The sequence below is a fragment of the Deltaproteobacteria bacterium genome (assembly GCA_021737785.1).
Lineage (GTDB): Bacteria > Desulfobacterota > DSM-4660 > Desulfatiglandales > Desulfatiglandaceae > AUK324.
Map to the genome: position 1 here is coordinate 31,772 of JAIPDI010000003.1, position 15,921 is coordinate 47,692.

The 15,921-nt window shown below is 54.5% G+C and carries 17 protein-coding genes; 9 read left to right on the top strand and 8 right to left on the bottom strand.

Annotated features, from left to right (window positions below; all coding sequences use genetic code 11):
• Window positions 1-2: 2 nt before the first annotated feature.
• From atpD to K9N21_02605, 7 genes are all read right to left on the bottom strand, one after another.
• Entirely contained in the window at window positions 3-1,418 is a 1,416-nt protein-coding gene (gene atpD / locus K9N21_02575) for a F0F1 ATP synthase subunit beta (protein ID MCF8142785.1), read from the bottom strand.
• Between the two features lie 36 nt (window positions 1,419-1,454).
• Complete coding sequence (gene atpG, locus K9N21_02580) at window positions 1,455-2,336, bottom strand: ATP synthase F1 subunit gamma (protein MCF8142786.1); 882 nt, start codon at window positions 2,334-2,336, stop codon at window positions 1,455-1,457.
• 102 nt (window positions 2,337-2,438) lie between these two features.
• Window positions 2,439-3,953 (bottom strand): F0F1 ATP synthase subunit alpha, encoded by a 1,515-nt coding sequence (gene atpA / locus K9N21_02585; GenBank protein ID MCF8142787.1) that lies wholly within the window; start codon window positions 3,951-3,953, stop codon window positions 2,439-2,441.
• The gene (locus tag K9N21_02590) at window positions 3,953-4,504 is read right to left on the bottom strand and encodes a F0F1 ATP synthase subunit delta (GenBank protein ID MCF8142788.1); all 552 of its coding nucleotides are present in this window, start codon (window positions 4,502-4,504) and stop codon (window positions 3,953-3,955) included. Before K9N21_02590 ends, atpA begins: the two co-directional genes overlap by 1 nt.
• Window positions 4,501-5,097, bottom strand: coding sequence for an ATP synthase F0 subunit B (locus K9N21_02595; GenBank protein MCF8142789.1), 597 nt, complete (start codon window positions 5,095-5,097; stop codon window positions 4,501-4,503). The genes K9N21_02590 and K9N21_02595 overlap by 4 nt, the downstream gene beginning before the upstream one ends.
• Window positions 5,094-5,522, bottom strand: coding sequence for an ATP synthase F0 subunit B (locus tag K9N21_02600; protein ID MCF8142790.1), 429 nt, complete (start codon window positions 5,520-5,522; stop codon window positions 5,094-5,096). The genes K9N21_02595 and K9N21_02600 overlap by 4 nt, the downstream gene beginning before the upstream one ends.
• Before the next feature lie 109 nt (window positions 5,523-5,631).
• Complete coding sequence (locus K9N21_02605; protein MCF8142791.1) at window positions 5,632-6,039, bottom strand: polymer-forming cytoskeletal protein; 408 nt, start codon at window positions 6,037-6,039, stop codon at window positions 5,632-5,634.
• Window positions 6,040-6,328: 289 nt separating this feature from the next.
• Between K9N21_02605 and K9N21_02610 the strand changes: the two genes are divergently transcribed.
• From K9N21_02610 to K9N21_02650, 9 genes are all read left to right on the top strand, one after another.
• Window positions 6,329-7,471 carry an acyl-CoA dehydrogenase family protein gene (locus K9N21_02610; protein MCF8142792.1) on the top strand — a complete coding sequence of 381 codons (1,143 nt, stop codon included), beginning with the start codon at window positions 6,329-6,331 and terminating at the stop codon, window positions 7,469-7,471.
• Between the two features lie 24 nt (window positions 7,472-7,495).
• Window positions 7,496-8,614, top strand: coding sequence for an acyl-CoA dehydrogenase (locus K9N21_02615; GenBank protein MCF8142793.1), 1,119 nt, complete (start codon window positions 7,496-7,498; stop codon window positions 8,612-8,614).
• 212 nt (window positions 8,615-8,826) lie between these two features.
• Window positions 8,827-9,603 (top strand): enoyl-CoA hydratase/isomerase family protein, encoded by a 777-nt coding sequence (locus tag K9N21_02620; protein MCF8142794.1) that lies wholly within the window; start codon window positions 8,827-8,829, stop codon window positions 9,601-9,603.
• Window positions 9,604-9,621: 18 nt separating this feature from the next.
• Complete coding sequence (locus tag K9N21_02625) at window positions 9,622-10,143, top strand: MaoC family dehydratase (GenBank protein ID MCF8142795.1); 522 nt, start codon at window positions 9,622-9,624, stop codon at window positions 10,141-10,143.
• Window positions 10,121-10,447, top strand: a complete 327-nt coding sequence (locus tag K9N21_02630; protein MCF8142796.1) for an SCP2 sterol-binding domain-containing protein — start codon at window positions 10,121-10,123, stop codon at window positions 10,445-10,447. Before K9N21_02625 ends, K9N21_02630 begins: the two co-directional genes overlap by 23 nt.
• Window positions 10,448-10,590: 143 nt before the next feature.
• Complete coding sequence (locus K9N21_02635; GenBank protein MCF8142797.1) at window positions 10,591-11,733, top strand: acyl-CoA dehydrogenase family protein; 1,143 nt, start codon at window positions 10,591-10,593, stop codon at window positions 11,731-11,733.
• Between the two features lie 25 nt (window positions 11,734-11,758).
• Complete coding sequence (gene purM, locus K9N21_02640) at window positions 11,759-12,814, top strand: phosphoribosylformylglycinamidine cyclo-ligase (GenBank protein MCF8142798.1); 1,056 nt, start codon at window positions 11,759-11,761, stop codon at window positions 12,812-12,814.
• Window positions 12,815-13,068: 254 nt separating this feature from the next.
• Complete coding sequence (tatA, locus tag K9N21_02645; protein MCF8142799.1) at window positions 13,069-13,380, top strand: twin-arginine translocase TatA/TatE family subunit; 312 nt, start codon at window positions 13,069-13,071, stop codon at window positions 13,378-13,380.
• 11 nt (window positions 13,381-13,391) lie between these two features.
• Entirely contained in the window at window positions 13,392-13,832 is a 441-nt protein-coding gene (locus K9N21_02650) for a CoA-binding protein (protein MCF8142800.1), read from the top strand.
• Here the strand turns inward: K9N21_02650 and K9N21_02655 are convergent.
• On the bottom strand, window positions 13,829-15,889 hold the full coding sequence (locus K9N21_02655) for a Rid family detoxifying hydrolase (GenBank protein MCF8142801.1): 2,061 nt from the start codon (window positions 15,887-15,889) through the stop codon (window positions 13,829-13,831). The two genes, K9N21_02650 and K9N21_02655, sit on opposite strands and share 4 nt — an antisense overlap.
• Between the last annotated feature and the right edge of the window lie 32 nt (window positions 15,890-15,921).

Consider the following 15,921-nt stretch of genomic DNA (forward strand, 5'->3'; position numbering starts at 1 on the left):
CCCTATTTGCTCGCTGCAGCCATACGTTCGGCCTTTTCCCGTGCCTCTTCGATATTGCCCACCATGTAAAATGCCGCCTCCGGCAGATCATCATGCTTTCCTTCAATGATCTCCTTGAATCCCTGAACCGTCTCCTTGACAGGAACATATTTCCCGGCAGTGCCCGTAAAGGTCTCGGCCACATGGAACGGCTGGGACAGAAAACGCTGGATTCGACGGGCCCTCCCCACTGTCAGCTTGTCTTCATCAGAGAGTTCGTCCATTCCCAGGATAGCGATAATATCCTGAAGATCCTTGTATTTCTGAAGGATCTGCTGAACCTGTCGCGAGGTGTAATAGTGCTCCTCGCCCAACACATTCGGGTCAAGGATTCGAGATGTGGAATCCAGAGGATCTACCGCGGGATAAATTCCGAGCTCAGTGATCTGCCGTGAAAGCACCACCGTTCCATCCAGATGGGCAAAGGTGGTGGCGGGAGCAGGGTCGGTCAGGTCATCCGCCGGAACGTATACGCACTGTACCGATGTAATGGAGCCCTTGGTGGTAGAGGTGATACGCTCCTGGAGTTCGCCCAGGTCGGTACCCAGAGTGGGCTGATAACCGACCGCGGACGGGATCCGGCCCAGAAGTGCGGACACCTCTGATCCCGCCTGGGTAAACCGAAAGATGTTGTCGATAAACAGGAGCACGTCCTGCCCTTTCTCATCTCTGTAATACTCGGCCGCGGTAAGCGCAGAGAGGGCCACTCGCGCGCGCGCTCCGGGCGGCTCTGTCATCTGTCCGTAGATCAGGGCGGCCTTTGGGAGCACCCCGGATTCCTTCATTTCAAGGTACAGGTCATTCCCTTCCCGGGTCCTTTCGCCGACGCCGGCGAATACGCTGATACCGCCGTGCTGCATGGCGATATTGTGGATCATCTCCATCATGACGACGGTCTTGCCCACACCAGCCCCACCGAACATCCCCATTTTCCCGCCACGGGGAAAAGGTACCAGGAGATCAATGACCTTAACGCCTGTCTCGAGAACATTTACACTCGTATCCTGGTCCTCAAATGCAGGGGCATGCCGGTGAATCGAGTAGAATTCCGTGGCATTCACTGGGCCCAGCCCGTCAACCGGTTTTCCCACCACATTGAGGACACGGCCCAGCCCGGGTTCTCCAACCGGCATCTGAATCGGTTTCCCCGTATTTTTGACCTTCATGCCTCTCACCAGGCCGTCGGTTACGTCCATGGCAATGCAACGGACCACATTGTCGCCCAGATGCTGCGCAACCTCTACAACAAGATTGTCCTCTGTATCATCAATGGCTGGATTGGTGAGAAGGAGCGCTGTGAGGATTTCCGGTAGTTCTCCGTCTGAAAACTCCACATCAACAACCGCACCGATCACTTGTATTAATTTGCCCTCATTCATGGTTAAATTAAGACCTCCTTAATATGTTAGAAACCATTATCCCTTCAAGGCCTCGGCACCGCCCACGATGTCCATCAGTTCAGCCGTAATGGCCGCCTGTCGTGCCTTATTGTAGACCAAGGTAAGACTTTCAATAATATCATTGCAGTTCTTGGATGCGTTGTCCATGGCGGCCATCCGCGCTGCGTGTTCACTTGTCTCGTTTTGCAGAAATCCATTGTAGATCTGGACACTGATATGTTTGGGCAGCAGTTCTATGAGAAGCCCCTCGGGATCAGGCTCGCAGAGATACTCCGTGGCACCGCCCGACGTCTCTTCTCCAGCTTCCGCCTTGGGGGGCTCAATCGGAATCAGTTTCACCAGGGTGGGCAACTGCTTGGCCATGCCGACAAAATGACTGTACATCATATAGACTTCATCGACCTCGCCGGACAGGTAGCGGTTGATAAAGCCGGCAGTCATCTGATTGACGAACGATATCTCCACATTGCCGTATAGATTAATATGGCTGTCCACAAGATCATAATCGCGTTTGCGGAAATAATCTCTTCCCTTTTTCCCTACAGTGGTTAGACTGCACGTAATCCCCTTCCCCCGTTCCTCTTTTGCCCACTTCTCGGCCGCGGTGATGAGGTTCATGTTGAAGCTGCCGCACAGACCTCTGTCCCCGGTGAAGTGCAGGAGCTCGACCCGGGTAACAGCGTCTCGCTTGATGAGGAGGGGGTGGACATCGGGCTCAATGCGCATGGCCAGATTCCCAAGCACCTCCGAGAACTTCCTTGCATAGGGTTCAAACCCCTCCATCCTCGTTTGGGCGCCGCGCAGCTTGGCCGCGGCCACCATATTCATGGCCCTGGTAATCTGCCTTGTCTTCTTGACCGCGCCGATCTTCCGCAGGATATCTCTTAAGGTTGCCATGTAGCCTTTCTCTCTTTTTGATAGTGTTCAGTGCGCTTGCTGAATTACGGGAGGATCATCTCTCTTGCGCGACCCATCCGGTCCACCAGCCGAACTCAATGGTTAAGCAGCCGGCTGGAACATCTCCCCGAATTCGTCAAGGGCCTTCTTCAGTTTACTGTCTGTCTCCCCTGAAATATCCCCGCTTTCCTTGATGTCTTTCAAGACGTCAGAATACTTGCTGTGCATGAACTCCAACATCTGCTTTTCATAGTCGGCAACGGATTCCTCCGGCCATTTATCCAAATAGCCATTCGCCGCGGCAAAGAGGATGGCAACCTCGTTTTCAGCGGTCATGGGCTGGTACTGGGGCTGTTTCAAGACTTCCACAAGCCGGCGACCTCTGTTCAATTGCTTCAGCGTCGCCTTATCCAGGTCGCTCCCGAACTGGGCAAATGCCTCCAATTCCCTGAACTGGGCCATATCCAGACGAAGGGTTCCGGCCACCTTTTTCATGGCCTTTGTCTGGGCCGCGCCACCCACCCGGGAGACTGAAAGCCCGACATTGATGGCCGGACGGACGCCCGAGAAAAAGAGGTTCGGCTCCAGATAGACCTGGCCGTCAGTAATGGAAATCACGTTGGTGGGGATATAAGCGGAAACATCGCCGGCCTGGGTTTCGATGATCGGCAGGGCCGTCAAGGAACCGCCTCCCAATTGGTCGTTTAGCTTGGCGGCCCGTTCAAGGAGACGGGAATGGTTGTAGAAAATGTCTCCCGGGAATGCCTCCCGGCCCGGTGGCCGCCTTAGGAGGAGGGATACCTGTCTGTACGCCGTGGCCTGTTTGGAAAGGTCATCATAAAGAATCAGGGCATGTTTTCCCTGGTCGCGGTAATATTCACCGATGGCGCATCCGGCATAGGGGGAAATAAACTGCTGGGTGGCCGGGTCGCTGGCGCAGGCGGCTACGACCGTGGTATATTCCATGGCCCCGTGGCGTTCCAGGATATTCACAACCTGGGCAACCGTCGATTTCTTCTGACCCGTGGCCACATATATGCAATAGATGTCCGTGTTTTTCTGATTGATGATGGCATCAACGCAAATGGCCGTTTTGCCGATCTGACGGTCGCCGATGATCAGTTCCCGCTGTCCCCTTCCCACCGGCGTCATGGCATCAATCGCCTTAATCCCCGTGTACATCGGTTCCTTCACCGGCTGTCGGGCAATAACTCCGGGCGCCACCATCTCAACACGACGGAATTCCGTCGCTTCTATGGGACCCTTTCCATCGAGGGGCTGACCCACGGCGTCGATAACTCTACCCAGAACCGCTTCGCCAACAGGGATCTCAGCAATCCTGCCCGTCCGTTTAACGGTGTCGCCTTCCTTGATCTTGGAGTCGTCCCCCATGACGGCCACACCCACGTTGTCTTCTTCCAGATTCAGACAGAGACCAAAGATGCCGCCCGGAAATTCTACCATTTCCATAGCCATCGCCTTTTCGATCCCATAGACTCGAGCAATACCGTCACCTACGGAGAGTACGGTACCGGTCTCACTCACCTCGACCTTTTTTTCGTAGTCTTTAATCTGGTCACGGATTATCTGACTTATTTCTTCTGCTCTGATCTCCATTAGTTGTATTCACCCCTTTTTAATGATTCTTTTAACCCTTTCAGTTGGGCCTTCACACTGCCATCCAATACCAAATCCCCTATTTTAACGACAAGCCCCCCGATGAGGGACGCGTCTTCTTTTACCTCTATTTTGACCTCTTTTGCGGTCAGCCCGGCAAGGACCACCGCCAGCTTTTCCCTGGCAGCCTTTTTAAGAGGTTTGGCCGTAATAATATCTGCACGGGTGATGTTTGAGATCTCATCGGTGAGTTTCGAATAATACTCCGAGATCTCTTGAATGCCCCCGATCCGGTTCTTATCCAAGAGGAGCCTCAGAAAATTTTTGACCATATCCGCATAGGCGCTCTTGGCGAGCACGGCATCAAGTACCCGCTTCCGCTCTCCTACGGAAAAGATCTGGTTGGCAACCACCTTGATAAATTCCTCATTCGCAGAGCAAAACCTGTCGAATTCATTAAGGTCGTTTCCATAGGCAATGTAATTACCGTCCTCCTGCCCTAAGCTGAGCAGCGCCTTAGCATATCTTTTGGAAATTCTTGAGCCGGTCAATGTAGCCTCTCCACCCTTTCTATGAATTCGCTGACCAGATGGTCCTGATCGCTGTCTTTGATCTGTTTCGCAATGATATCTTCAGCCCTTGCCGCAGCCACCTCGACCATTTCCTGCAACAGCCTGTCCCTGGCGGCCTGAATCTCACGCTCGATGGTCAGGCTGGCCTGAGCCAGAATCTGAGCAGCTCTTTCCCTGGCCTCATTAATGATTTTTTCCCTTTCGGCAGCCCCGTCGGCCCTGAACTGGTCGGTAATCTCCTTTTTTTGAATCTCAAATGCGCTCAGCTTCTTCTCCAGCTCACTATATCGGCGCTCAGCGGCCTCCTTATCGCTCTTCAAAGATTCCAGCTTCTGACGGATCTCTTCCTTGCGGTTCGAAAAAAAGTCCTTGATGGTCGTCTTTCTGATCACCACCACCAGAATGATCACCATCAGCGTAAAATTCAAGATTCGATACAGCAGATTGGTCACATCGCCCCCGCCGTGCCCCCCCTCGGCGGCAAAGGCCAGCCCGCAGAAGGCCGACGATATCATCACGGTGCAAACAGCGATGAACAAAGATCTTATCCTTCCCGTCTCAAACCTGATCATTGAATGCTCCTTCCCAATATCTTCTGGGCCAATTCGTTCGAAAAACTCGCAATCTGATCTTCGAGGGCGCCTCTCGCAGCAGCCACCTTTCCCTCGACTTCCTTTTTGGCAACATCGAGTTTCTGCTCCACCGCTGCCCCGGCTTCCTGCAATATCCCCTTTTCTTCTTCCAAGCCCTGGCTCTTGAGCGTCTCCCTTATGGTATAGCCCTCTTTTCTGGCCTGAATCTTGCCCTCTTCGATATCTTTTTCGCTCTGAGCGGCGCGACCTTGATAGTCGTCAATGGTTTTGCGCCGGGAGTTCATCTCTTCCTCCCGCTGGGAGAGGATCTTTCGGATGGGCTTAAAGAGGATTAGATTCAAAATGAAAAGGAGAATGAGGAAATTAGCGATTTGGAAGATCAGGGTACCGTCAATGTTCAGCATATCAGATACATCCTTTCATAGCTTTTTGGGTTGCTCGAAACGACTCGCCTTGTGAAGGAGTAAGGCCTTTTACAAAAAAAAAATCAGCTTGTCAAAACATTTTTACGGGTCAGGTCCCATTTTTTGTTTCCGACGCCCTTTGGAGAAATGCCACCTTATTTTCAGGCACTTCCTCCCTTATCTGAGCAATCTCGGTGCGGCAATTTCCCTCAAACACCACTCCGGCGTGGATGATGATGGATGGTGCTTCGATGTCTCCGAAAACCCTGGCCGGAGCGAGGAGTTCGATCTTGTCGCCGGCTAATAGATTTCCGCGAATCTCGCCGCTCACAATGATGGTTGCAGCGTGGACATCACATTCCACCACAGCCGTCTGCCCCACGATCAGGGTCCCTTCGGTCTTCACATCACCTTTGAACCGCCCGTCAATTCGAACGATTCCTTTAAAAGAGAGCCTCCCCTCAAATTGCGTATCGGCGCCCAGAAAAGCCGTAATCTGATGTCTTCCGTATTTCATGATGTCATTTATCTATGTCGTTTGATCACGGGTCCATACCACACCGCATATCATTATGCAAGAAAAATCACAAAATAATTAAGCAGCATAAAAAAGGCTTTATTTTCCATTGCTTTCCTTGATATTTTTACTTATGGCGGTCTGCCTGAAACCCGAAACCGAATCCGCGTACGGCGGAAAATATTGATTGACAAGTCACTCAATGGCTGGTTAACTACCGTACTTGAATGCGAGAGTTCATATCAGATCTCATCCGGTCAGGATATCTTAACTTTAGGCACTTCTATTCATGGATTTTCATTTCGCCGACGAACAATTAATGTTCAAGGAACAGGTCATCCGTTTCGCCAAGAAGGAAATCGTTCCGAGAGTCCAGGAGCATGACCTCAAAGGGGAATTTGATGCGCACGCCTTTCGCAGGTTGGGCGAGTTCGGGATTCTGGGCCTTCATTTTCCAGAGGCGCTCGGCGGAAGTGATGCCGACGTGGTGACCACCGTGCTTGCAGGGGAGGCCCTGGGCGAGGCGGGAGTGGATGGCGGCCTGACCCTCGCTTATGGCGCCCACACCTTCCTTTGCGGGGATACGATTTATGCCCATGGTACCGATGCCCAGCGCGCGGCATATATACCGAAACTGGCTTCAGGAGAGTGGATCGGATGCATGGGACTTACCGAACCCGGAGCAGGGTCGGATGTGGCCTCCATGACGACCCGGGCCGAAAAAAGGGGGGATCGGTATGTCTTAAACGGCAACAAGATGTTTATCACAAACGGGCCGGTCGCCGATGTGGCAGTGGTTTATGCCAAGACGGGCAAAGATCTCAAACACGCGGGGATCTCCGCCTTCATCGTGGAAAAGGGAACTCCGGGCTTTTCCGCTGGAAACAATCTCATCAAGATGGGGGTGCGAACCTCCCATACCTCGGAGTTGATCTTCGAAGACTGTGAAATCCCCGAGGCGCATCTCATCGGTCAGGAGGGAAGCGGATTCCTTATGGCCATGCAAACCGTGGAATGGGACAGGAGCGCCCTGCTGGCCCCTTTTGTGGGCGCCATGACCTATGTCCTGGAGAAATGTACGCGCTATGCCAAGGAACGTTACCAGTTCGGCCGGCCGATCGGCCAGTTTCAGGCCATCAAACACAAACTGGCCGATATCAAGATCTTTATCGAGGCGGCCAGGACGTTATGTTACCGCATCGCATGGTGCAAGGACCAGGGGAGGCCTCTCAATCACTTAGAGGCGGCTGTCGCCAAGCTGTTTGTAGGAGACTGGGGCCTGAGACCGGCCAACGATGCCATGGCCCTTTTCGGGGGGTACGGATACTGCCATGAATATGAAGTGGAACGGTGTTTCAGGGACAGCAGGCTTGCCCCCATCGGAGGGGGGACTTCGGAAATTCAGAAAAAAATCATATCCAAGCTCATCTAACGGCAACGACGGGGATGTCCCTCAATGAATTTTGACATCGGGGAAGCGGAAACACAGCTCTGCGAACGGATCAGAAGGTTATTTACCGGTGATGCAGAGGCCAATCTGATCCGGCTGGAGGACGACCGAACCGAAGAGGTCCGGACGGCAACTCTCAGCTGGGTTGCATCGCTGGCACAGACAGGCTATCTAAACGGACGCAACGGCGTTGCCCTGGTGGTCATCCAGGAACAGCTCGCCGCCCTGGCCCCTTCCCTCTTCCTGTCCGTGGAGGCAAGCGCTCGAATTTTCGGACGGCTTATTGCCGTCTACGGTACATCTGAACAGAAAAATACCATCCTTCCCGATCTCACGAGCGGTCGCACCATCGGCACGGCGGCCCTGTCCGAACAGGGCATGAACATTGAAAACGACCCACTGGATACCACAGGCGTTTCCTCGCTTGAGGGATTTCGTGTCACCGGTTACAAGGGGCATGTGGTCAATGCATCTATTTCAGACTGGATCGCAGTGGCTGGGAAGATCGACGGCGAACCCGGAACCGCTTTTTTCCTCATTGACCGGACCAACAAAGGTGTTTTCATAGGCGACAGGCTTGCCACCCTCGGGTATGAGGGCGCCGTCATATCGCCTGTCCGTCTTGAGGATTGCCTGGTTTCGTCTACCCATGTAATTCGCCCCATAAACGGAAAAGACCTCCTGCAGACAGTCCGGTTATGGGAGGATCAGATCCTCACAGCCGCAAGCCTGGGTCTGATGCGACGCGCCTTTGATGGTGCGCTGGCATATGCGAAGGCCCATCGAAGCGGCGGGAAACCGATCATCGCCTATCAGGAGATCGGTTTTAAACTGGCTGAAATGCTGACCCTGTTGCAGACGGCCCAGCTCCTGGCCTATCGCGCGGCCTGGATGTGTGAATCAGAAGAAAGGGAGGCGGATGCCCTGGCCCATTGTGCCAAGGTATTTTGTGCGGAATCTGCCGAGAAAATTGCCAGCGAGGCGTTGCAGATCTTAGGCGGGAAAGGGATTATCCGGGGCAACCCTGCGGAAGCTGGATATCGGGATGCCAAATACCTGCAGATTGCGGGAACATCCACTGAGATCTCCCGGATGAAGATCGGTGACGGACTCCTGGGATATTAATTAGTGCCTGAACATAAACCCCGTTCAGGCACAATTGCGAATTGAGGAATTGCGAATTCCGAATTGATGGAATAGAGCTGAAATTAATAATACCAAGTTTTCGATTCCAACCTTTTTGGATTTCCGAGTTTCGTTCAGACACTGCTAATTAATGCTCAGCCGGATTCGGGTCGTCCTCGCTTCGATCCTTCAATCCATCAGAGAACCGTGAAATGAACGACGATCTATTATATGAGGTGAGGGATCGCGTGGCCTATCTGACCCTCAACAGGGAGGACCGGAGGAACGCCATGAGTCAGGAAATGATCCTGTCTTTCCTGGACCGGCTGGCCGATGTGGACCAGGACAAGGAGGTCGCCGCGGTCTGTCTCACGGGTGCAGGGGAGCAGGCCTTCTGCTCCGGGGCAGATCTGGGGGGCACCTTGGCCGGACAGGGAGAGGACCGGCTGTCTGGACCCAGGAACTATGCACGCCTCCTGAAGGAGATGGCCAAATGCGGCAAGCCCGTTGTCGCCCGCATCAACGGACCCTGCCTTGCCGGCGGCATGGGACTCATGCTCTCCTCCGACTTGGTGATCGCCAGAAAGGATGCCTATTTTCGTACCCCGGAGGTGAACGTGGGGATTTTCCCCATGATGGTAGGGGCCCTTCTTTATCGGAACCTGCCCAGGAAAAAGGCCATGGACATGGTCCTGACCGGTCGGAAAATTCCGGCCCCTGAGGCGGAGCGCATCGGCATGATTACGCGGGCCGTCGATCCGGAACGGTTGGACAACGAGGTTGAAGGGGTCTTGAATATCCTCAAATCCAAGAGTTCCATCGGCATTCGGATCGGCAAGGAGGCTTTCAGGGTCATGAGCGACATGCCCTTTGAAGCGGCAGTGGACTATCTGTGCGAGGCCCTGGGCAGGGCTGTCTCCACCCGGGATGCCATGGAGGGAATGACGGCATTTCTCCAGAAGCGACCGCCGAAATTTACCGGCACGTAATCGGAAAGAGGGGATGCAGTGGACTTCAAGCTGGGAAAAGGCTATCATCAGCTCCGGATCGGCGAGGAGGCGAGGTTCACCAAGACCATAACGGAAACGGATGTGTATCTTTTCGCCGGCATCAGCGGCGACTTTAACCCGATGCACGTCAATGAGGCCTTTGCGAAAAAGAGCCCTTTTAAGACAAGGATTGCCCACGGCGGGCTTGCCCAGAGTCTCATTGCCCCGGTCCTGGGGATGAAGCTGCCGGGGCTGGGGACCATCGCGGTGGAGATTTCATGCCGGTTCAAAGCCCCGGTTTTTTTCGGCGACACGGTCACGGCCGCCGCCCGGGTGGTGGAAAAAATCGAGAAAAAGCAATGGGTCCGGATGGCGCTTTCCTGGACCAACCAGCATGGAACCTCCATCGCTGAAGGGGAGGCAGTGGTCATGCCGCCTCCGGATGCCCCTCAGCCTTTCAGGAATGAAGGGGATAACATGGACGCGTACAACCCAATAGAAAAGGAGGATAAGAAAAATGGCGTTAACAAGTGTAAATGAGGTGTTTGACAAGATGCCCGAGGTCTTCAATGCGAACGCAGCCCAGGGGCTCGATGCGGTCTTCCAGTATGAGATCACCGGTGACAACGGCGGCAGCTGGAATGTGGTGATCAAAGACGGCGCTTGCCAGGTCAATGAAGGTACCCACCCATCTCCGTCCGTAACACTGACCATGTCCGGCGACACATGGCTCGGGATCGTCAACAAGCAGACCAATGGAATGCAGGCGTTCATGACCGGGCAGCTCAAGGCCAGTGGGGATATCATGCTGGCCCAGAGGATCGAACAGCTGTTTCCGATGTAGATGGCGGGTTGTCTTCACAAGGCTCACAGGATCACCAAACCATCCAGGGTCATTTCACGCAGGTTGTGATTCCAGTGAGCCTTGCTCGCAGGATACGGTAGCGACACGCAGACCAGACCTTGTGGAAAGCAGGGCGGCATTGGATGAGAGGCTTTCAGGAATATTTCGGTGAGACCCACCATATGGTCAGGGAGACCGTTCGCAGATTTGTGGAACGGGAAATCCGGCCCTTTGTGGATGAATGGGAGGAGCAGGGGGAATTCCCCAGGGACCTCTATGGCAAGGCAGGGGCTGCAGGCATCCTCGGCATCGGCTATCCCGAGGCCTACGGCGGTTCTGCCGGCGACATCTTTGTCAAAATCGCCGCCACCGAAGAGTTGATGCGATGCGGCTCCGGGGGCGTGGCGGCGGGCCTCGGCTCCCTCGATATCGGGATACCCCCTGTCATCGCCCTGGGCACCGATTCCCAGAAATCGCGTTTTGTCCCACCGGTTCTGCGGGGGGAAAAAATCTCAGCCCTCGGCATCACAGAACCGGATGCCGGCTCAGACGTGGCCAATATTCGGACCCGGGCAGTGCGAAAAGACGACCATTACGTGGTGAACGGGAGCAAGATGTTCATCACCAGCGGTGTCAGGGCGAACCAGTTGACCTGCTCGGTCCGAACCGGCGGTGAGGGCTATGGCGGGATCAGCCTTCTCGTCATCGATTCCGACACACCTGGGTACTCGGTCTCCAAAAGGCTGAAAAAAATGGGATGGTGGGCATCGGATACGGCCCAGATTTTTTTCGACGATTGCCGGGTGCCTGCTGAAAACCTTCTTGGCAGCGAAGGGGAGGGATTCTACGGCATTATGGAGAACTTCCAAAACGAACGGTTGCAGCTCTCTGTGATGGCCAATATGACCGCCCAAATGGCCTTGGAGGAATCTCTGAAATATGCACGGGAAAGAAAGGCATTCAGCCGCCCGTTGACCGGTTTTCAGGTGACGCGCCATAAACTGGCCGATATGGGGACCCTGGTGGAGGCCAGCCGGGAATTCACCTACCGGGTCGCGGCCAGGATAGGGGCCGGTGCGAACCAGGTCAAAGAGATCTCGATGGCGAAGAATTTCGCATGCATGGTCAGCGACAGAGTCACCTATGATGCGGTCCAAATCCACGGCGGCTTTGGCTACATGCGGGAATACCTGGTGGAAAGGCTCTATAGAGACAATCGGATTCTCTCCATCGGGGGGGGGACCCAGGAGATCATGAAGGAGATCATCTCCAAGATGATCCTCTGATGATCTGAAAATGAGGATAGGACCCATGGGAACGGATCACCGAGAGAATGCATACGCTGAGGCGGGCGTTGACATAGAGGCCGGCAACCGGTTTGTGGATATGATCAGACCGATCGTCAAGAAGACCCACACATCGGGCGTCATCACGGATATAGGCGGATTCGCAGGCGTCTATTCCCTCAACGTTCAGAACCTCAAGAAACCTGTCTTGGTGAGCTCCACCGACGGGGTCGGCACCAAGCTGAAGATCGCCTTTATGCTCGACAAGCACGACACCGTCGGAATAGACCTTGTGGCCATGTGCGTCAACGACATCGTGGTTCAGGGGGCCACCCCTCTTTTCTTCCTTGATTACATCTCCATGGGAAAACTGAGCACCCAACGGGCCGTGGACATTGTCAAAGGGATTGCCGCCGGATGTGTGGAGGCCAAATGTTCGCTTATCGGGGGTGAAACCGCTGAAATGCCCGGCTTCTATCCAGAGGATGAATATGACCTGGCGGGATTCGTGGTCGGTATGGCGGATAACGAGGAGCTGCTGGACGGCGCCGAGATTGCCGTGGGGCACAAAATCGTCGGCATCGGCTCCAGCGGGCTTCACAGCAACGGATATTCACTGGTACGCAAGATCTTTTTTGACGGCCTGAAGATGTCGGTGCATGACCACGTGGAGGACTTCGGCAGAACACTGGGGGAAGAACTCCTGGAACCGACCCGCATTTATGCACGGACCATCAGAAACCTTAGAAAAGACTTTCGGATCTACGGTATCTCCCATATTACCGGCGGCGGGCTGATCGACAATCCGCCGCGCATCCTTCCCTCCCGGGTCAAGGCGGTCATCGACCGATCCGCATGGACTCCTCATCCGATCTTCCAGTTCATCCGGAGGGCAGGTCGCATATCCGATCACGACATGATGCTGACCTTCAATAACGGCCTCGGGATGCTCATCGTCGTGAGCGAGGAGGAGACCGATGAGGTCCTCGTAAGAACGAGGGCCATGGGAGAAGCCGCCTACTGTGTCGGGTCCATAGAATCAAGGGATGCGGACGAGGATCCTGTCCAATTCATAGGGTGAAGGTCCAAGACTGATGCCGATGTAAAATGTCACCATGGATTTTAGGAATTTAGATCCTTGTTCTGTAACCTCTCCGCATGATGCGGAGAAGTTGGTGCCTTATCAGTTGGCGCGTGGGGGTCTCTTTCCAGGAAATCTGCACCGAACTGGGTTGCAGGAATCGCCCGCGTTAGATCACTTCAGGCATTTTAGCTCACTTTAGGCGCTTTTGACAACTTTCCCGGTTTTTCCGGTGGGAACACATAGGAGAAGACATGTTTGGACTCGGTCCCACAGAATTGATTATCATCGCAATTATTATCCTCCTTATCTTTGGCGCCAAGCGCCTTCCGGACATCGGAAAAGGGTTGGGGGGGGCTATCCGGGAACTCAAGAATGTTAAGAAGGAATTGAGCTCGGACAAGGCCGCCAACAAGGATGCGCAGGAGCATAACAGGAGCATCGAGGAACCTCCTCCCTCTTTGGAGGCCCAGGTGGCCAACAAGGTCCTGGAACAGGTGCCAGGCGTCCAGAAGGTCATGAATGCAAAAAAAAAGGCAGACACAGTCAAGAATCTGCTCAAGTAGGTCCTGTCATCATGCAGAAGATCTCGTGCGAACTGCCTGACGGCAATCCCCCTTCCAAAGAGATAAAAGAAATCCTCGACCGATGCAGGACCATCGCCGTGGTGGGGCTTTCTCCAAAGGAAGCAAGAGACAGCAACCGGGTGGCCCGCTACCTGATACAGGAGGGTTTCGAGGTTGTCCCCGTTAATCCGGGCCAGAGAGAGATACTTGGCAAAACGTGCTACAGGTCTGTGGCGGACATCCCGTTTCAGGTGGATATGGTCAATCTTTTTTTGAATCCGACCCGAGTCCCGCCGCTGGTGGATCAGGCCATTGACAAAAGGGTTCGCGTCATCTGGATGCAGGTGGGGGTTGTGCACAATGCTGCAGCTCAAAAGGCCAGGGGAACAGGCATCCAGGTGATCATGGACAAATGCATCATGCAGGAACACAGGAAGCTGGCAACGGTTTAGCCGGCAATGGCGACCATTTCAATCTCCACGGCCGCGCCTAAAGGGAGGGCCGCCACTTGAAATGCGCTCCGTGCGGGCGGATCCGACAAAAAATAGGTCCCATACACCTTGTTAAACGCTGAAAAGTCGTTTATATCGGCCAGGTACACGGTCGCCTTTATCACCCTTGAGAAATCGGCCCCCCCGGCCTTCAGCACAGCCTTCAGATTCTCCATGACCTGACGGGTCTGAGCTTCAATTCCTCCCTCCACCAGCCGGCCAAGGACCGGATCAACCCCCACTTGCCCTGATGTAAAGAGATAGTCTCCCGCCCGGATTGCCTGGCTGTAGGGACCCAATACCCCGGGGGCGCTGCCGGAATATACAACCTGCTTCACGCCGGGACTTCCTTCCCTCTCCCGGATTTCTTCCCCAGCAAGGTATTCCGCGACCGCCATTTCAGCAAGCTTGTATTTCTGCACCTTGCCGCTCTTGGTCATGGGGAATCCGGAGACGATCTTGAAATAGTGCGGCAACAGGGCTTCGTCCAGATAATCCTTTGCATATGCGGCCAGAGCAATCCCGGACACATGGGATCCTTCTTTCAACTTTAACCATGCCGCCACCTCCTGTCCCCTTTCCGGGTGGGGAAAACCGAAGACCTGGACCTCCGACACATCCGGGTGCCGGTAAATGCACTCTTCCACCTCAACCGGATGGATCTCCACGCCGTCCCTGACGATCACATCTTTCAGCCGGCCGGTGATCCTGAAATAGCCGGCATCATCCATCTTCCCAAGATCCCCGGTATGAAACCATCCATCCCGGTCAACGGCCGAGGCGGTGGCACCCGGCATTCTGTAGTATTCCTTCATCAGAAAGCCTCTCGTACACAGCTCCCCCTGGGTCCCGGGCGGGAGATCTTCCCCGGTAGCCGGGTCAACGATCTTGACTTCATTGCAGGGAAGCGAGGTCCCGATGGTCCCTACCCTTAACTCGATGGGATCATCCGGGCGGGTCATGGTGATCCACGAAGACGCCTCTGTAATCCCATACGCTACTGTGACATGCGAAACCCCAATCTCATCTACGAGCCGCTTCATCAATTCCATGGGACAGGGAGCACCGCCGATCGTCCCTTTTTTCACCGAATTCCACCACTTATTGCGAAATTCGGGATGATCCACGAGGGCGATCAGCATGGACGGGGAACCATATATCGCCGTACACTGTTCCTTGTGAATGGCCTTGAGTACCTTGGAAGGGTCAAATACATCGCAGGGGATGATCAATGCGGCCCCCCTGATGAGGCCGGCAAGTGCGATACAGGTATTCCCAAACATATGGAACAGAGGGAAAAAAAGACACATCCGGTCCTCATGGCCGATCCCCTGGCGCTTGGTGGAGGCAATGGACTTGTTGATCAGTCCCAGGTGATCCAGGACCACTCCTTTCGGCGTGCCCGTGGTTCCCGATGTGTACATGATCGCTACAGGGTCCTCGGGCGTGATCGCCTTTTCCATCACTGCCAGTTTCAACGCATCCTCATCTTCTCCCATTGCGGTCAATTCGGTCCATGGGACCGTCATCGGAAAGGTCTCATCCGCGATCACCACCACATTTTCAAGGGATTCGACCACATCCCTTGCGTAGAAGACCGCATCCAGGCATTCTTCGTCCTCCAAGGCCTTTGAGACAATAATTCCATTGCATTCGGACTGCTGGAGGATGAATTTCAGCTCATCCCGCCCGGCACCCGGGGCCACGGGAACCGTCACAGCCCCCAGTCTGCTGAGCGCCAGCATGGATATCAACCACTCCGGGACATTGGGTGCCCATAGCGCCACCCGATCTCCGGTCTGGATTCCCAAACGAACGAGCCCCTTTGCCGTCCGCTCCACTTCCCACGATAGAAGGGCATAATTAAACCGCACCCCTCTTTCCGCGTGAATAAGGGCATCTCGATCCTTATACGTATCGGACATTCGCCCTACGATCTCCCACAAGGTGCTTCTGACGGTTTCCATGACGCACATCTCCTTCTTAAAATTCACCTCGGATCGATGACCGGCAGTCACGATCCCCGAGCCTCCTGCTCCACCTCATGTCT